A 17477-nucleotide genomic window follows, 5' to 3' on the forward strand; every position below is an offset into this window, starting at 1 on the left:
TCGGATTTCTACAATTATTCATCAAAATATGAATGGATATTTGGATGAAAAATGATAAAAGTCAACCTTATTCCAATACGTGTTGCAAGGCACAAATATTTTCTTTGTGTCTTATTGCTGATTTCAATTATCTTGTCGTTCCCAAACGTTCTTCTTGGACAAGGCAAGCCGCTGAGTACACAATATGTAGGCTTCCTTCCCTCCGTGTTGCTGGAGCCTTACGATACCGTCAACGCCGTTGAGGCCAATGTTTTACCCCTGGTTTATGAGTTTCGCTGGGGTAAACAAAACGAAAAAAGCGTTCAGGTCCGTCCCATTATCAATTATCGTTTTTTAAAAAACAATTCAGGCATTAGTCATTTAGGCGGAACCTTGGTAACTAACAGGTATCTGGTAAATATGTTTAGGGAAGGATTTTGGCTCAAACCTCAGTTAGGCGGTTACTACACCCATTCCTACAACAGGCTCGACAAGGTTCAAACTATGACTTTGGGTATTGAGTTGGGAGCATTCATGATCCTCTCTAATCGCTTTAGTTTCTCAATGAACTTACAACCCGGCATCAACTATTATCCCGATCCATTTTCTAGGTCTTTTGCAGATGCCAAAAATGGGTTTAAGCCGCATTTTGGATTTATTTTTCATGTAGGATACAATTTTTAGTTTGGAAAAAAGACACCAAAGGTAAAAGTGCAGGATTACAAAAGTAGACCAATGATTTACAGTTTGTTGAAAAGATTAATTGGTCGGATTTCTACAATTAATTTTATGCGCTACATTGGAAATTTGCATGTAAAAAAACGAAGCATTTACTAATATTTCTAATTTTTTATTAAAATGTACGAAACGTCAACAGCTCAAAAATGGCTAGATACAAGCCAATACCCGTTTCAATCAAACTACTTTGCCACTACTTACGGTAAGATGCATTATATAGACGAAGGAGAAGGAGAAACTTTATTGTTTGTTCATGGTACACCCACCTGGTCATTCCTTTATCGAAACTATATTAAAACACTATCAAAGCAATACAGATGTATAGCCATAGATCATCTCGGTTTTGGTTTATCTGATAAGCCTAAGAATTTTGTTGGTACACCTCAAGAACACGCTAAGAATTTAAGCAAACTGATAGCACATCTTAATTTAAAGTACATTACCCTAATCGTTCATGATTTTGGTGGGCCAATTGGTTTGTCTTATGCGATATCAAATCCTGAAAATGTGGAAAGGATTGTGATGTTTAATACCTGGCTCTGGGAAACAAAAGAAGATAAAGATGCTCAAAAAATTGATAAAATCCTTCACAGCAGCTTGGGCAATTTTCTTTATCTAAACACTAATTTTTCACCAGCAGTGTTGCTCAAAAATGCTTTTCACAACAAAAAGCTCCTCAGCAAACAAGTGCACAATCATTACAAAAAACCTTTCCCAAATAAGAACAGCAGGTATGGTTTGCTCAATATTGGAAAATCGTTAATTGGTTCATCTAATTGGTATGGTGAACTATGGCAAAATGCAGTTGTGATAAAGGATAAGCCTGTATTAATTCTGTGGGGTGAAAATGACGATTTCATTAAGATTAATAATCTAGAGAAATGGAAAAGCTTCTTTTCGAATAAAAAAACAAATGCTTTTGATGCTGGACATTTTGTACAGGAAGAGGAAACTGAAAAGACAATTGAAATTATAGCTAGCTGGCTAAAAGAGCAATAAACCCCAAAATCATCAGCTATGGGAAAAATACAGTTATTGTTGGCGGAAAACTCCATTTCGGGCTTTCTAACATTGACCTTTATGATCTCCTTAATATCATTTGTGTTGATGTTAAACATTTCGGGGGCACACACTCCAGAATCATCCAGCGGCCTGCCTATTTGGCTCATTGCCATTTGGAGTCCGAATATTGCAGCTATTGTCATCTGGATTGTAAGAAAGGAGTTTGTATCTAATATTCATCTTGCGTTTTCTTTTCCTAAGTATTCATGGTGGTTGTTATTGGCCTTAGTTCCTATAGTGGTTGCTACATTGCTATTACTCATTGAGGCAATAAATGGGAGTGTAATTGAGTGGTCGAATTTTAAGTTCAGCTATCTGTTCCCTCTAATTTTCATTAACCTATTGATGGGGCCATTGGGGGAAGAACTGGGCTGGAGGGCATTTCTTTATCCAGTAGTTAAGGATAAATATGGATGGATGGCAAGTGCTTTAATTGTAGGCGCAATTTGGACTCTATGGCACGCTCCTCTCTGGTTTTTGGATTCACCACAATCAAAAATTCCTTTTTGGGCGTTTTCTATCAATGTCATTCTGTTGAGCATCCTAATGTCCATAATTTACAATCATTCTCAGGGTTCAATAATCGCTATAATTCTGCTTCATTTAACTTTTAATGTAAGCCTTGGTGTCATTGATATATTGGGATCTCATAACCCTGGAGAATTTATTGTAAAGAGCTTATATGTCTACGCTCCATTGGTTTTAATACTTGTGGGCATCCATGAGTTAACCTCAGTTGACAAATGCATAGTTGAATAACCACATTCACCCATCAATAAAGATTTTTATAAATGGCCGTCAAAATTTAAAGGCTATTTTTCATCTAGCTACGAATTGACTTAGATTTTAAGCAAATGAATCACTCAAAAAGTAATAGAAGAAACTGGATAAAACAAGTGTCTATCTTAGGAGCTACATCATTGTTTCTAACACCTGCAGCTCTAGGCAATGAATTAGTACCAAGACCAAAAGATATAGATTCTGAGTTTATTAGATTAAACAGAAACGAAAATCCATATGGCCCTTCAAAGAAAGCTCAACAAGCAATTTTAAATCATATCGGATCCACCAATCGATATCCTTTTGATTTGGCTAATGATCTTGCGAATGCAATAGCGGCCAAGTACGGAGTGGATAGACAAATGATTCACCTAGGAGCTGGCAGTTCTGAATTGTTGCAGACACTAGGTTTTTGGATCATTAAGCAAGCACTCCCATTGACTTACTGCACTCCCACTTTTGAAATCTTACCTAGTTTCGTGCAAAGACTAAATGGACAGGTACAGTCCGTACCCATGCTCCAACAATTTAAATATGATTTGGATCATTTACTCTCAAGATGTGCCAGAATCCCTGGCGTAGTGTACTTAGTAAATCCAAATAATCCAACTGGATCTAAAATTGAAAAAAATGACTTATTGACTTTTTGTCAAGAAGTTACAAAGCACTCTTACTTAATACTGGATGAAGCATACACAGAGTATGTTTCAGATGATAGCTCTCTAATTACACAGATCAATCACAACCCTAAACTGATTGTGGTTCGCACTTTTTCTAAAATATATGGCCTGGCTGGCTCACGCATAGGTTATCTGATGGGGCATGCATCTTTAATAGAGAAATTAAAAGATCTTAGTGTTTGGGATAATCACAGCTTGAATGGTGCTGGAATCATGGCTGCTATGGAATCGATAGATGACCATCAATTTGTAAAAGAGAGCAGATTAAAAAACAACTCAGTAAAAGAATCTACTATTAAAGCGCTCACTGACCTGGACATTATTCCATTTGCTTCAGCAACCAACTTTATTTTTTTACCTACACCAAATAATGATGACTTAAGAAGTATTCTTGAATATAAAAAAATAACGATTGGTCAGTTAAAGATAAAGGAAACAAACTATGCACGGATTTCAATTGGTACAAATGATGAAATGAGCAAACTAATAAAATGTTTAACAGAAGTATATTATTGATTATGAAACGTATCTCACAAATTATTCTTATCGGGTTACTTGCCCATACAACACAAGCTCAATCATCTGCCGATGATTTTAACGAAGTGACCAAGGTGCTGAACTATTACCTAGTAGGTGGCACCAATAATGATTTTGAAACGCTAGCTAAAGCATTTCATTCAAGTGCTACTATGAAATTTATTACTGACGGTGAATACCGCGAGGTGAATGCACTTGATTTTTTCGAAAAAGGAATGAAACCATCCTCACCACAGGAAAGGACGACTAGCATAGAATCTATTGAGATAACAGGTAATTCTGCACAAGCCAAACTAAAAATCGATTATGACACCTTCTATTTTCACGACTATATGCAGCTCCTGATGATAAACGGAGAATGGAAAATCACATCTAAAATATTTTACAAGGAAATAAAATGAAAATACTAACACTGCTCATAATACTCTCAGCGCTCTTCACAGCATGTGACCACAAAGAAAAAATCACTGAAAATGATGTCGTAAGCCTTATAGATTTATGGAAAGAAGCCTACTATCAAAAGGATACATCTCTATTAAACGAGGTATTACACAAGGACTACATCTATGCGGGTAATGCAAACGATACTTTTTCCTCTAAGTCGCAATCAAAATTGAATCTCATCAATAGCGATTTTGATATTATTGAAATTAACTTAAACAATCCGGAAATCATTTGCTATACCGATTTTGCTATTGTGAGAGGTTCCGAAAAGATCACATTAAGGTTGAGTAATGGTGATACCACTAATGTAAAACTGCAATTTACCGATATATACATAATGGATAATGGGCGGGCACAGGCCTTGGCTACCCATAGCTCACCATTGGAATAATGTCATTGGAGCGTATCTAAATCTATTATATCTGTGCTATATCCATTTTTAGATCAATGAAATGTCCATAAAGGATGCCATACCACCCGTAGATAAGTGTAGCCTTGCCCTTAGGTTAGAACTTTCATTTCAAACCACTTGTCTATAACCACCAGTTTGCAACCAGACTCTAACTATTGTCCTGATTCTAATTCTAGGATCCAATAAATACCACATATGGTTTTAAGTGCCATTATGGAATATTTTCCCAAACCGAGTATAACTTTTGGGTAAGGTTGAAAGAATAAGGTCAAGAATAACAAGTATCTAAGTTTAGGTTGGATCGATTTCACAATTCCACACCGCTACTTTGATAGGCTAAGTGGTCGTATTTCTACAATTATTCTTAGTAGTCATATGGGATATTTGCATAGAAATAATGAAGCGAATGTTCATAATCTAACTCTTGTTACTATGTACGAAACATCAACTGCGCAGAAGTGGCTGGAAACCAACGTCTATCCATTTGAGTCAATCTACCTGACTACAGATTACGATAAGCTACATTTAATTGATGAAGGCAAAGAAGATGTCATTCTGTTTGTTCAAAGATGAGAATCTTAATCTTGCTAGCTGCAACTCTTGTCATATTCATTGGCAATGGGAATGCTCAAAGCACTCGATGGACGAACCTCAACCTTTTAGGCGATCTATATACTATAGATGGATACATATCCGCACGAGAAGTTCTTGATACTACTCAAATGCAGTATGACATTAAGTCCCATAAATTTTTCATTAAAAAGTCTCAACATTTCACATACATAGCCATTCGATCCAACACGAGTAGTATTCTTAACACTTACCTAGTCAGTGAAGATGTAATCACGGTACTCCATGCCTCTGCGGCATTAGGTCAAATAGATTTTGTCAAACACCACCATACATTCAAGCCACTTAAAACCGAATTCGATTGGATTTATAGAGACCCAGTTGCCTGGCAGGAACAACATGAAGATGGTGTTGACACGATTCAAGAATTTTATAACCTTTTTGGCTGGATGGCCAATACCTGGCATTCAGGTTCTTATCGAGAAATGGAGATGATTATTGATAATACGCTCATGGATGAAAACACCAAAATTGTTATTAGTTACACTTCAAAGGAAGATGAACTTTATGGCATAAGGTTTAAAATTGGAACAGAGGATACTAGTTTAAGTGGTGATGAATCAATTGATAATCAACTACATAATGGATACATACCGGCGACCATTAATTTGAATGATAGTCTCAGTTTAAATTGAAATTATTATTAAAAGTATTTAAAAAGGAAAACATTAGAAACAAAGTGTTTATGCAATAAAATAACCCTAATTAATCCTACTAAACATATTAAAAAAGTGAAAATAACTATTAATAATCTACTCATTATTTTTCCAGTTTTGTCTGTGATGTCAATGTCATGCTCTGATATGATGATCGAAGAACCCAATCATAATAATAATTTCACATGTGCGGATTCAGACAGATTAATAGTGTATAAGTTCATATTCATTAGAAATACCGATACACTGTACTTTTCTGCAGCGACCTCTGATGAAAATGTAATTCTAAAAGCTGATGAAGAACTTGACAAACCTCTAGATAACCGAATTAAGCACATAAACGGCTTACTTTCACCGGGTGAATGCGATTACAATCCAAACTATGACTGGCACTTTATTCATAATGAGTGGGATTTAGTTGAAGCCTCCATTGAATGGTGTGATGCATTTCCTGCCAATCCAGATAGCACAGGGCTTGATCGTGTCTGTCCATGGTCATCTAGGGTTTATGAACGCCTATAATTTTTGAAAACACTGGAGAAGAAATCAGTAACAGAACTTAACTCAAATTTTAAAAATCAAAAAACATGAAACTCAATGCCGGTATTCTCACAGAAAAACTAGCAAAAAGCAAGTATTTCTACACCGAAAAATTAGGATTTGGGGTAACATTTGAAAACGAATTTTACCTTTTGATGCATACGCCTAATCGGCAGGCAGAGCTTAGTTTTTTGCTCCCACATCATCCATCACAACAACCGTTTTTTCATAAACCTTACAACGGGCAAGGTTTGTATTTGACTATTGAAGTAGATGACGTGGACAGCATTTACGAGGACTTGAAAAGTAAAGGAGTTGAAATCAAAGTGGAGCTACGTGATGAACCATGGGGAGATAGACATTTCGCCATTGAAGATCCGAATGGAATTGGTATAGATATCGTAAAATATTCAACACCTGAATCATGAAACTCGGCTTTGAGATATACACATCTAAAGTACTTGAGTGTAGAGCTTTTTACACACAGTATTTTGATTTTCAGGTTAGGTTGGAAATTGAAGGTTTCGTGATACTCGAATACAAAAAGAAACCATACTATGAGTTGTTGTTCTGTATTCCTCATTCGCCTTTTGTTAATCCGATATTTCACCCTGAGTTCAATGGTCGGGGTGCCATACTTCAAATGGAAGTAAAGGACGTAGAAGCAGAGTTTCAAAGAATTAAAAAGAGAGATATTCCAATTAAAGTCCCATTGGTCAATGAACCTGTCAATGGTCACCATTTTACCATCCAGGATCCAGGTGGACTTCTAATTGATATTGTTCAATATACTTGATATGGCTACAAAATACAGTATAACAGACTTGTGTGGCGGCAACGTCGCCAAAATATTAGCGGACAAAATTTTACAGATTTATCCATAGTTCAATTTATCTAAAGAATGCAATTATGAATAAAATACATGTAATAATGGTCCTCCTAACATTATCTATACTAATAGGATGCGATCAAATGGGGAGCCAGAATAAATCAACACAGTTATCTTCGGGAGCAACAAAAGAAGCAATGATTCTTGGAGTATATCATTTTGATAATCCTGGAATGGATACCTATAATCTCGAAATCGATGATTATTTCACAAAACAAAGACAGACTGAGATTCGAGAAGTTGTTGATTTGTTAGCGCAATATAAACCAAACAAAATATTTGTTGAATTCCTGCCTAGCCAACAAGTCAAAATAGACAGTTTGTTTACCCTGTATGCAAATAATGGTTTATCATTAAAAGACATTAATGGTGGACAAAATGAGGTATATCAATTAGGGTTTAGGCTAGCAAAAAAATTGGGTATTAAAGACATTCTGGCAGTAGATCATTCCGGAGCATATTTAGCACCTTATGCGGATTTTATTGCAGACACACTTTCTATAAAACAGTACCAAGAATATAATGCCGATTACAAACAACAAATGGAAAAACGGCAAAAGAACTTTACTCAAAATACAGTAATGGAAAATTTGATTCATCTGAATGATTGGCAGCAAATTTTAAATAATCACAACTATTACAACAACGTAGCGATTATTGTAAAAGATACTTCAAATGTGTTGTTTAGTTATAAAGAAGTGGAACAGGAAATTGATGGACTTCCTTATCAAATGCGTTCTTATGATTTCAACAATATTGGTGTAGAACTGGCCACTGAATGGTATAAGAGAAACCTGTTTATATACCGTAATATCATTGAACAGACCGATGAGAATGATAGAATTTTAATCATTTTCGGTAGCGGACACCTAAAGCATTTGAAGCAATTTTTAGATGATAATCCCGAGTTCAGTATTGTTGATTCTAATAACTTTTTGAATAATGGAAAATAACGACCGCACAACATTGGCTATACGTAATGCGGGGGAAACTGCTGATATGAAAGCATTTACATTAAATAAACTTTTCGGTAAGCGGACAGTGAAGTGCCTTGAAATTCCTCACTAAGCATAGCCGAGACCGTTGGAGTGCACCTACCATCATCCTTTGGAACGACAAGTTTTGAAGACTGTGTTAATTTTCTAAATTGAAGAGTTGACTGTGCGGAGCCTTAGAGGCCTTCTATCAAAACCATTGCGCATGTAGTGGTGGTTGGAGGGTAATTGGCTGCTGAAAGAGAGTGTAAAATCTGTAGTGTTGCTGTGTTGGGTAGGGGGTAATCTTGAAGGGGTGAAAACAGCTGTCACATGAGTTCCCGCCATCACGAACCAGAAAGAAACCTAAACACGCCCTATATGACACCAATAGACGACAGCTCCTCCAACTCCCGCAGGAAATTCTTCAAAAAGGCCTTCGCCTCCATTGCCCTGAGCACCACGGGCATTTATAGCGTGAAAGCCTTCAGTTCCAACAGCCCGTCCTTTGCCGGTGAGCGGGAGGCGATCAGGATCACCCGGCTGGAGATCTTCAAAGTAAAGCCCAGGTTTCTCTTTTTGAAGGTGCACACCGATCAGGGTATTGTTGGTTTAGGCGAGCCCATCACCGAAGGCAGGGCCGACACCTGCGCCGCTGCCATTAAAGAAATGGAGCCTTATTTAATTGGGAAAGACGCCAGAAGCATCATTCACCACTGGCAGGCATTGTACCGCCATTCATTTTACCGGGGAGGCCCCATTCTCACCAGTGCACTCAGTGGCCTCGACCAGGCACTGTGGGACATAAAAGGCAAGGCCTTGGGTGTGCCTATTTACGAGCTTATGGGTGGCCCTACCCGTGACAGAATCAGGGTGTATGCCCACGCCCGCACGGCCGAGTCGATCAAAAAAGCAAAGGAGCAAGGGTTTACTGCCTTTAAGACCGGCGTAAGGAACGCCACGCAATCGGGAGTGATAGCCACCCAAAAATTTGTGGAGGAGGCTACGGCGGACTTTGCTGAGCTGAAGTGTGCCGCCGGCAAAGATGGTGATGTGGGCATCGATTTCCACGGTGCCATTAGTCCGCAAACTGCCGGGCTTTTGATTCACGCACTGGAGCCCTACCAGCCTTTTTTTATCGAGGAGCCGGTTAACTGCCAAAATGTGGACATTATGGCGAGCCTGGCCAGGCAAACCCACCTGCCGATTGCGACCGGGGAGCGGGTCTTTACCAAGTGGGGCTTTCGGGAGATCCTTGAAAAGCAAGCGGCCAGTGTCCTTCAACCCGACCTCTGCCATGCGGGGGGAATCTTTGAAGGCAGGCTGATTGCAGGCATGGCTGAGGCCTATTATGCGACCATTGCTCCGCACAATCCGTTAGGACCCATCTCGTTGGCCAGTGGATTGCAACTGGCAGCCTGCATCCCTAACTTTTTATGTCAGGAGCAGGTAACGCTGGGCGAGGGATACATCAAAACGCCCTTCGTGGTGAAAAACGGACATGTGGAAACGCCAAAGGGGCCTGGGCTGGGCATTGAACTCGACGAAGACGCCATCGCCGACAAGCTGGGCCACGAGTGGCACAACCAGGAATCCTACCTCAATTCGGATGGCTCGGTGGTTGACTGGTAGGACTGGGGGATGGTTTCTGGAAATTTCGTTGGCAGACAGGTTCAGCGTTTTCGGCTTTCAGCCTTCATGGCACACAATGTGTAAGAGGCATTTCACGCATAATGTCGTAGAGCATTTCAATCCTTCGCTAAAGCTGTGGCTGGCAAAAACGGGGCTAAGTACAAGTGGAGACGGAAGTGCGTAGCATTCCAGCACTCACGTTAGACGCTGATGATAGTTATAAAATGACGTCAACATCAAATCGAGGTGAGTGTGAAAAACAACTTTCAAAATGGATGGAGCAGTTTAAATATTTGTAACTTATAAGAAACTAAAAACTGATGTGGGCGGAACAAGTGAAAATATACGATGAATTAGTCGCCAAATGTCCACGTTTTGAGCGAAAAGGTAAGACAATGCCTTATACATCTGCGAACGGCTACATGTTTTCCCTTGTCAATAAAGCTGGTGAAATAGGAATAAGGTTTTCCGAAGAAGTAAAAAAAAGGTACTTGAAGGAATTTAGGACGACAATCTATAAATCCTACAATTCTGTGATGCATGGATACATTTTGGTCACTGAGGAAATGCTTGAGAATCCGAGCAATGTTGCAAAGCTATTGGATGAAAGCTATGACTACGTAATGAGCCTTGAGCCAAAGTAGAAAGCTTCCTCGTGCGACGGGTATTCGTTCCAGGCCATCGCACCATGCAACTTGGCTGGCACGTTATATTATCAATGGACATAGCAATAATCGGAGGGTGTTTCAATAACGAGCAGGGCGACAAAATTGCCTGATGACTCTGTAAAAAGGAAGCTGTGAAATCTGAACGTTTGGTAGATAAAATACACATTACAAAAATAGTAAACCGTCGGAGCTTTAGACCAGGGCATGGCGGTGGCTTCGGAATGCCTTCGAATGTAGTTCCAGCAACTTTGTGTATTTTTGTTTACCTAAACTAGTTATCAGGAGCGTGCCAGCTGGACCATCGAAATTTGCTAGAAACTATATCGAATATGAAGGACACAAGTCACCACGATGAGCGTATTGCGAAAATGACATTCGCTTCGGTATACCCGCATTATGTAACGAAAGTTGAAAAAAAGGGTAGAACCAAAGCTGAATTGCATCAGGTTATTGAGTGGTTAACTGGTTATGATGAAGAAAAGCTAAACGGGCTCATTGAAAACAAGGCCACATTCGAACAATTTTTTCTAGGGGCCTCACTCCACCCCAATGCTCACTTGATCACCGGCGTAATCTGCGGTTATCGGGTAGAAGAAATCGAGAATCGATTGACACAACAAGCCCGGTACCTGGATAAGCTGGTCGATGAGCTGGCAAAAGGTCGCAAGATGGAGAAGATTTTGCGGGTGGCTTAAGCTTGCCTGTGAGCCCCCGAAATGCCAGGCACTGTTGGGGAAGTGCTGATTATTCCACAAAATTATTGCGTAGCTAAATAGCTACACATATATTTGTAGTCAAATAGCTACATAATGAATTTAAGACGTGATGTTTTCCAGGCCATAGCCGACCCCACAAGGAGGGCGATTCTTCTCCTGGTGGCTTCACAGTCGATGACAGCAGGGGCCATCGCCTCCAACTTCGACACTGCCAGGCCCACGGTGTCAAAGCACCTGCAGATTCTCACTGAATGCGAATTGCTTGAACAAGAGCAGAACGGAAGAGAGATTTCCTACCACCTCAATGCGAAAAAAATGAAAGAAATAGCCGACTTCATTGAACCATTTCGCAAAATGTGGGATGACAGATTCAACAAGTTGGAAGCTGTGATGAAACAGCACAAAACCCGGTAAAAAGGATTTTATGGAACGAAAAACAAAGATTCACGCCGAAGATGGCAAGCAGGAATTGCTGATCACGAGAGAATTTGATTTGCCGTTGGAGCTGCTGTTTAAGGCCTATGTAGAGCCAGGGATTGTGGAACAATGGATGGGCACGAAAGTGCTGAAGCTTGAAAACAAAAAGCACGGTAGCTGGCAATTTGAAACCACCGACCCAAAAGGGAACAAGCATGGCTTCAATGGGACAATACATGAATTTGTCCCCGACGAGAAAATAACAAGGACGTTCGAGATGGACAATGCACCTTTTGGCGTGCAGCTTGAGTTTCTTGAATTTGAAAAGCTGACTGCCGATACCAGCAAACTCACCATGCACGTCGTTTACAGGTCAGTGGCCATCCGTGACCAAATATTACAGTTGCCCTTTGCGCAAGGTATCAATATGGCCCACAACCGCATCCAGGAAATATTAGGCCAGAGCTAATGCCTGAAAGACATTAAAACTTACACCCGAACACACAAAATAACTAACCATGACAAAGACACACCCGCCTGCCGGAAGAGCAGGAAAAATCACTTACTGGATTGCCACCATTTGGCTCGCCCTGGGCATGACTTCAACTGGCATCGTGCAGCTGATAAAAATGCAGGAGGAGGTAGAGAAAATGGCTCAACTTGGCTACCCCGGCTACATCCTCACTATACTTGGCCCGCTGAAACTTTTGGGAGTGGTGGCGGTACTTGTCCCCAAATTTCCTCTGCTGAAGGAGTGGGCTTATGCTGGCTTTTTCTTCAATATGGTGGGCGCCATCTTTTCTCATGTAGCTGCCGACAGCAATCCCTTGGAGCTCTTTGGGCCAACGTTATTGCTGGTGCTGACTGTGGTGTCTTGGTATTTCAGGCCATCGTCCCGCAAACTTGCTTCAGTTGCCTGAGCCGGTAGCGATATGCATGCCTCGGATTGTGTTTTTACTGCCTCTCACCTAAATTTAGCCACATGAGCCATATGAGCCCCAGTATCGATGCTTTCTTTAGTAAAACTTCCCGCTGGCAGGAGGCCTTCCATCAATTGAGGAGGATTATTCTCGGCACTGAGCTGGTGGAGGAGTTGAAATGGGGAAAGCCTTGCTACACGCTGCAGGGAACCAATGTGGTGTTGATCCATGGATTCAAGGAATACTGCGCTGTGCTTTTCCATAAGGGGGTGCTGCTGGAGGACAAGCATGGCTTGCTGATACAGCAAACGGAGAATGTACAGGTGGCACGCCAACTCCGGTTTACCAGTGCTGAGCAGGTAGCAGAGATGGCGCCGATCATCAAAGGCTATGTTCTCGACGCCATTCGGGTAGAAAAATCTGGCGCTCAGGCAGCGCTCAAAAAAACGTCGGAGTTCAATATGCCGGATGAGTTTCGCCAGACACTGGACGAAAACCCAGCCTTGAAAGCTGCTTTCGAGGCGTTGACGCCTGGGAGGCAAAGAGGATACCTGCTGCATTTTTCTCAACCTAAGCAATCCAAAACCCGGGAGTCAAGGATCGAAAAGTATATGCAGCATATTTTGGATGGAAAAGGACTAAACGATTAGCCATATGTCAAAAAAAGAACTGTCACCAGCACAAAGCGAAGAGCTGCTAAATACCCTGAAGGCCCGCTTTGAGAAGCACATGAATCGCCATAAAGGGCTGGAATGGGCCAAAGTAAAGGAAAGATTGGGAGCCAACCCGGGCAAGTTATGGGTGCTCGACGACATGGAAACAACAGGCGGTGAGCCCGACGTTGTTGGCTTTGATGCCAGTACCGGGGAGTACATTTTTTATGACTGCTCCGATGAAAGCCCTAAAGGCCGGAGAAGCCTTTGTTTCGACCATGAGGCACTGGAGTCGAGGAAAGAACATAAGCCAGCCGACAGTGCTGCCAACATGGCCGCCAACATGGGTATAGAACTGTTGACGGAGGAAAACTATCGGATGCTGCAAACCCTTGGAGAGTTCGACTTGAAAACCTCAAGCTGGGTGCAAACGCCTCCTGCCATAAGAAAGCTTGGCGGTGCTCTATTCTGTGACCGCCGCTTCAATCATGTGTTTCTGTACCACAACGGTGCAGAGTCTTACTATGGCGCCAGGGGCTTTCGTGGTTCGCTGCGGGTGTGAATTAGTAGAATCTAACCCGTTGGTAGCCGTGTGAGCTCCGGGGCATTCAAGTCGTTTGGTGGAGGCATCTCCCTCACATGTCAGGCCGCAAATCGTCGGCTTACACCTCTCTTTGTCTGATCGAACAATACATTTATCTACTTATTCCTGTCACCCAAAACAAAAGCAGATTTCGAGATTGTTTTTTTAGTAATATCGCAGAAAAAATAATCGTAGCTAGACGTCAGTGTTATGGGAAAGATCATCAGGCCGGCCTATCCGGTGGAATTTAGCGTGGGGCTTCTTTTGCTTATTTTTGCTTTATCATCCTTTTTGGGCTCCCAGCTTTTTGAGGCTCCCTTCGGCGAACTCAAAGACGACACCAGCGGGTATATAGGCATGGCCCTGGTGGGTCTTGCGGTCGTTATTATGGTGTTAATCCTTTGGGAAGAATTCTTGTTCCCCATTACAGTAGTGCCCACCGAAGGGCAGGTGGTCTTCAGAAACCACCGAAACAAGTTGCTGACACAATTATTCATCTATTTCAGCATACCTGCAATTTTCGTTTTCATTTATGCCAACTACGAAGTAAATCAGGTTCGCTTCTTCATTTGGGCGGCCATTTGTGTCATTGCACCCGTTGCGGGGAAGTTAATTTCCGGGATCAATAACTACAATGATTTTTTGAAGCTGACCAATGAGGAGATCGCCTATAAAAACAATAGAAAAGAAGGCGTTTTTAAGATAGCCGAGGTTCAGCACATTATACCTGTGAAAGATGAGAGGAATGTTCTTCACAAGATTCAGGTGCAGCTGACCAACAACAATCAGGTGATAATAGACCTGGATGAAATGGAGTTGGCCGACTTTTACAACTCGATTGATGAGGCGCTTAAAGCTCACTACGAAACCATTCTGAAGGAAGCCAAAATTTCGGCTTAAGCAGCGTATAAAAGAAAGAAGGAATTCGTCGGTAGTGTTAGGGTACTGCCTTGTCAGCCGCATATCGGTGGGTTACTTCTCCGCCACCAACCCCAGGTGATGAAACCTGGGTTCACTCTCGCAGAGCGGGTAGAGGGTGTCCACAAACTGCTTGATGTAAGGGGAGTCTTTATGCTTTTCGTCGGCATCCTCGCCTGTAAAGCACATTAGGTGCACAAACTCCTGGATATCGTGATTGAACTGAAATGACTGATAGGCCAGCGTGCCAGGCTCGTTATTTCTGATATTGTCGATAAAGCCACGTATCAGCTTTTCGGCTTCCTGCACATGGCCTTCTTTTACACGAAATTGAACCATTACGCAGAGCATAGGATTTTTCTTTTGTGGGAAGTACTAAATTGGTCAGGCCTGATCAACATATTTTATTGGTTAACCAGGAAGTTTTAGGTGATCAATGTCGAACGTTTCAGAGGTTTGAATTACTCGATCGGATAGGTTTTTTTGAAAGTGAGAAAATAGCAAAGCTTCCTGAATTTACAGTAAACTACTTATGCTTTGAGTGCCTTGCATTAATATTGTTAAATTTAACAGGTCGTTTGGCATGGCGCCTTTTATTTTTTTTCACTTAAGTAACTTCAGTAATTACCCATGAAAAATATTGCTTTGCTACTTCTGTTTTTTCTTTTTGTTAATGCAAAGGCGCAGGTTTTATTATATGTTGCTCCTGATGGCAAAGGTGACAAATGCTCATTGAAACGACCTTGCAGCCTTGTGGCTGTGCAACAGAAAGTTGCGGACTTTACTCCGTCGATGGCAAGCGACATAATTGTATACCTGTTGGGAGGAAGGTATAAATTGGACACCACACTGACTTTTTCAGAGAGACATGGAGGCAGGAACGGGTTTTATGTGCGCTACAAGAGATTTGGCGACCAGTCTTCAAGTATTAGTGGAGGTGTGCGGATAGGCAATTGGTTGGAAGTGGGTGGAGGCATCTATAAAGCTTTTTATGGAGGACCAATGTTTAGGCAGCTTTACGTCAATGGTGTCAGGGCTACACGGGCAAGAAGCCCGAATAAGACCGACGAAATAAATTTTGGGCCTTACTACTGGTACAAGGGCTGGGAGGCTGAGGGTAGAAGAGTGAGGGTGAATGCCTCCGAAATACAGACTTGGGCTGGAATCCAAGACATAGAAATGGTAATTAAACACCATTGGAATCAGGCTAGGTACCGAATTGACCGGTTCGAAATCAAAGGTGATCAGGCGTGGGTTTATTTTAGAGAACCTGAAATGAGTACAGAACCCTGGCAAAAAGGATGCTGCCCAGGGTGGGCTGATAAACAACCATTTCATTTTGAAAATTCCATTGACCTGTTGGATGTTCCGGGTGAGTGGTTTTTCGATGAATCATCGGCTGAGGTGTATTATCATCCTTTGGAGGGTGAATCTATGAAAAACGCCGTGGTAGTTGCTCCTGTTCAAAATATACTACTCAATATTGATGGCGCAAGCCATCTGTCATTTGAGGGTTTGATATTCGAACACACAAATTGGGCCATGCCGGATGAAGCACGAATCGGTATTCAGGCCGGGGCTCGCCGGGGCTACAGCGCAGGATTCATACCAGGTGGTATCCGGATTGTTCGATCGAATAATATTCGGTTTGATGGGAATGTTGTACGATTCTTTGGTGGAATGGGGATAGAATTTTCTCATTCATCATACAATAATGTTGTTAGGGGGAACCTGATAACAGAGATAGCTAGCAATGGTATACAGGTATATTCCGATGTCGGGAATCCCAACCCCGATACCGCTCATGAATGCAAAGGAGACTCGATCGATAATAATTATATCACGAAAGTAGCTCGTGACTACACAGGAGGCGTTGGAATCAATGCGACCTATGTGAACGGTATTGTGATTGAACACAATGAGATTTTTGATTTACCCTATACGGCGATAAGCATAGGATGGGGATGGACTGATGCAACCACAAATCTTAAAAACAATAAGGTCCGTTACAATGATATCCACCATGTGATGCAATTACACGACGATGGCGCTGGCATCTATTCTCTTTCGAAAGCACCTGGTACCGAGTTTTCCAACAACTACATCCATCATATCAACAGAGGCAATTGGAATGAGGATTGGCCAATGGCTGCTATATATCTAGACAAAGGCAGTTGTTATTACACGATAGAGCGCAATGTAATTGGATCTGCTCCCAGAGCACTTTCATCATGGAACAAACCAAACTATGGAAATACCTTTCGACAGAACTGGTATTTAAAAGGAGACGAGATTGTTGTAAGGACAGAAGGAAATGTATTCGAGAACAATATTGAAATTGAAGGGGAGAATTGGCCGGGTGAGGCTCTAAAAGTAATTGAAGAGGCCGGGCCACAGGTTATTGTGCCTTTATTGCTTACACCTGTCCAAAATAGATAGCAGCCAAAATGTGGACGAAAAAATATTAACTCCAGCCAAGTTCGATCTGACTAAGCCTCCTCAAAATGCTCGCTATTCTTTGGTCGAAGAGTATGGAGGTCTGAAAAAAATTGATTTGTCTTGAACAGTTAAGGGGACAACTTGACAAAATGATATTTACAATTTGATGAATTGCCAATAATAGCAAATTGAGCAAAGCTGAATATAAGC

General features: G+C 41.3%; 23 protein-coding genes. 22 read left to right on the forward strand and 1 reads right to left on the reverse strand.

From position 1 onward, the window contains the following. Positions 1-51: 51 nt before the first annotated feature. From ACMVP2_RS19810 to ACMVP2_RS19910, 21 genes are all read left to right on the forward strand, one after another. A complete protein-coding gene (locus ACMVP2_RS19810) occupies positions 52-663 on the forward strand; it encodes a hypothetical protein (protein WP_416864777.1) in 612 nt (203 codons plus the stop codon). Between the two features lie 174 nt (positions 664-837). After that, the gene (locus ACMVP2_RS19815) at positions 838-1716 is read left to right on the forward strand and encodes an alpha/beta fold hydrolase (RefSeq protein ID WP_416864778.1); all 879 of its coding nucleotides are present in this window, start codon (positions 838-840) and stop codon (positions 1714-1716) included. An 18-nt stretch (positions 1717-1734) separates the two neighbouring features. Further along, the gene (locus ACMVP2_RS19820) at positions 1735-2538 is read left to right on the forward strand and encodes a type II CAAX prenyl endopeptidase Rce1 family protein (protein WP_416864779.1); all 804 of its coding nucleotides are present in this window, start codon (positions 1735-1737) and stop codon (positions 2536-2538) included. A gap of 95 nt (positions 2539-2633) precedes the next feature. Continuing rightward, positions 2634-3755: a pyridoxal phosphate-dependent aminotransferase gene (locus tag ACMVP2_RS19825; RefSeq protein WP_416864780.1), complete on the forward strand. Its 1122-nt coding sequence runs from the start codon at positions 2634-2636 to the stop codon at positions 3753-3755. Positions 3756-3757: 2 nt separating this feature from the next. Continuing rightward, on the forward strand, positions 3758-4177 hold the full coding sequence (locus ACMVP2_RS19830) for a nuclear transport factor 2 family protein (RefSeq protein ID WP_416864781.1): 420 nt from the start codon (positions 3758-3760) through the stop codon (positions 4175-4177). Beyond that, on the forward strand, positions 4174-4611 hold the full coding sequence (locus ACMVP2_RS19835; RefSeq protein ID WP_416864782.1) for a nuclear transport factor 2 family protein: 438 nt from the start codon (positions 4174-4176) through the stop codon (positions 4609-4611). The genes ACMVP2_RS19830 and ACMVP2_RS19835 overlap by 4 nt, the downstream gene beginning before the upstream one ends. Positions 4612-5064: 453 nt before the next feature. Further along, the gene (locus ACMVP2_RS19840) at positions 5065-5205 is read left to right on the forward strand and encodes a hypothetical protein (protein WP_416864783.1); all 141 of its coding nucleotides are present in this window, start codon (positions 5065-5067) and stop codon (positions 5203-5205) included. Beyond that, positions 5202-5897, forward strand: coding sequence for a hypothetical protein (locus tag ACMVP2_RS19845; RefSeq protein WP_416864784.1), 696 nt, complete (start codon positions 5202-5204; stop codon positions 5895-5897). Before ACMVP2_RS19840 ends, ACMVP2_RS19845 begins: the two co-directional genes overlap by 4 nt. A gap of 96 nt (positions 5898-5993) precedes the next feature. Continuing rightward, on the forward strand, positions 5994-6440 hold the full coding sequence (locus ACMVP2_RS19850; RefSeq protein WP_416864785.1) for a hypothetical protein: 447 nt from the start codon (positions 5994-5996) through the stop codon (positions 6438-6440). Positions 6441-6505: 65 nt separating this feature from the next. Next, the gene (locus ACMVP2_RS19855) at positions 6506-6886 is read left to right on the forward strand and encodes a VOC family protein (protein ID WP_416864786.1); all 381 of its coding nucleotides are present in this window, start codon (positions 6506-6508) and stop codon (positions 6884-6886) included. Further along, entirely contained in the window at positions 6883-7254 is a 372-nt protein-coding gene (locus tag ACMVP2_RS19860) for a VOC family protein (RefSeq protein WP_416864787.1), read from the forward strand. Before ACMVP2_RS19855 ends, ACMVP2_RS19860 begins: the two co-directional genes overlap by 4 nt. Positions 7255-7367: 113 nt before the next feature. Then, positions 7368-8300, forward strand: a complete 933-nt coding sequence (locus ACMVP2_RS19865; RefSeq protein ID WP_416864788.1) for a DUF5694 domain-containing protein — start codon at positions 7368-7370, stop codon at positions 8298-8300. A gap of 402 nt (positions 8301-8702) precedes the next feature. Then, positions 8703-9953: a galactonate dehydratase gene (dgoD, locus tag ACMVP2_RS19870; RefSeq protein WP_416864789.1), complete on the forward strand. Its 1251-nt coding sequence runs from the start codon at positions 8703-8705 to the stop codon at positions 9951-9953. Between the two features lie 320 nt (positions 9954-10273). Next, a complete protein-coding gene (locus ACMVP2_RS19875) occupies positions 10274-10597 on the forward strand; it encodes a hypothetical protein (protein WP_416864790.1) in 324 nt (107 codons plus the stop codon). A gap of 353 nt (positions 10598-10950) precedes the next feature. After that, positions 10951-11316 (forward strand): DUF2200 domain-containing protein, encoded by a 366-nt coding sequence (locus tag ACMVP2_RS19880; RefSeq protein WP_416864791.1) that lies wholly within the window; start codon positions 10951-10953, stop codon positions 11314-11316. Positions 11317-11430: 114 nt separating this feature from the next. Beyond that, on the forward strand, positions 11431-11751 hold the full coding sequence (locus tag ACMVP2_RS19885) for an ArsR/SmtB family transcription factor (protein ID WP_416864792.1): 321 nt from the start codon (positions 11431-11433) through the stop codon (positions 11749-11751). A 10-nt stretch (positions 11752-11761) separates the two neighbouring features. Continuing rightward, positions 11762-12223, forward strand: coding sequence for an SRPBCC domain-containing protein (locus ACMVP2_RS19890; RefSeq protein ID WP_416864793.1), 462 nt, complete (start codon positions 11762-11764; stop codon positions 12221-12223). Positions 12224-12272: 49 nt separating this feature from the next. Then, positions 12273-12674 (forward strand): DoxX family protein, encoded by a 402-nt coding sequence (locus tag ACMVP2_RS19895; RefSeq protein WP_416864794.1) that lies wholly within the window; start codon positions 12273-12275, stop codon positions 12672-12674. A 62-nt stretch (positions 12675-12736) separates the two neighbouring features. Next, the gene (locus ACMVP2_RS19900) at positions 12737-13324 is read left to right on the forward strand and encodes a YdeI/OmpD-associated family protein (RefSeq protein WP_416864795.1); all 588 of its coding nucleotides are present in this window, start codon (positions 12737-12739) and stop codon (positions 13322-13324) included. Between the two features lie 4 nt (positions 13325-13328). Further along, positions 13329-13889 (forward strand): DUF4256 domain-containing protein, encoded by a 561-nt coding sequence (locus ACMVP2_RS19905; RefSeq protein ID WP_416864796.1) that lies wholly within the window; start codon positions 13329-13331, stop codon positions 13887-13889. A gap of 231 nt (positions 13890-14120) precedes the next feature. Further along, the gene (locus ACMVP2_RS19910) at positions 14121-14810 is read left to right on the forward strand and encodes a heavy metal transporter (RefSeq protein ID WP_416864797.1); all 690 of its coding nucleotides are present in this window, start codon (positions 14121-14123) and stop codon (positions 14808-14810) included. A gap of 72 nt (positions 14811-14882) precedes the next feature. Here ACMVP2_RS19910 and ACMVP2_RS19915 read toward each other — a convergent pair whose 3' ends face one another. Next, positions 14883-15167 (reverse strand): putative quinol monooxygenase, encoded by a 285-nt coding sequence (locus tag ACMVP2_RS19915; protein WP_416864798.1) that lies wholly within the window; start codon positions 15165-15167, stop codon positions 14883-14885. Positions 15168-15458: 291 nt separating this feature from the next. Between ACMVP2_RS19915 and ACMVP2_RS19920 the strand changes: the two genes are divergently transcribed. Next, a complete protein-coding gene (locus tag ACMVP2_RS19920) occupies positions 15459-17267 on the forward strand; it encodes a right-handed parallel beta-helix repeat-containing protein (protein ID WP_416864799.1) in 1809 nt (602 codons plus the stop codon). Positions 17268-17477 lie beyond the last annotated feature (210 nt).

The organism is Imperialibacter sp. (assembly GCF_048007035.1).
Classification (GTDB): Bacteria; Bacteroidota; Bacteroidia; order Cytophagales; family Cyclobacteriaceae; genus Imperialibacter.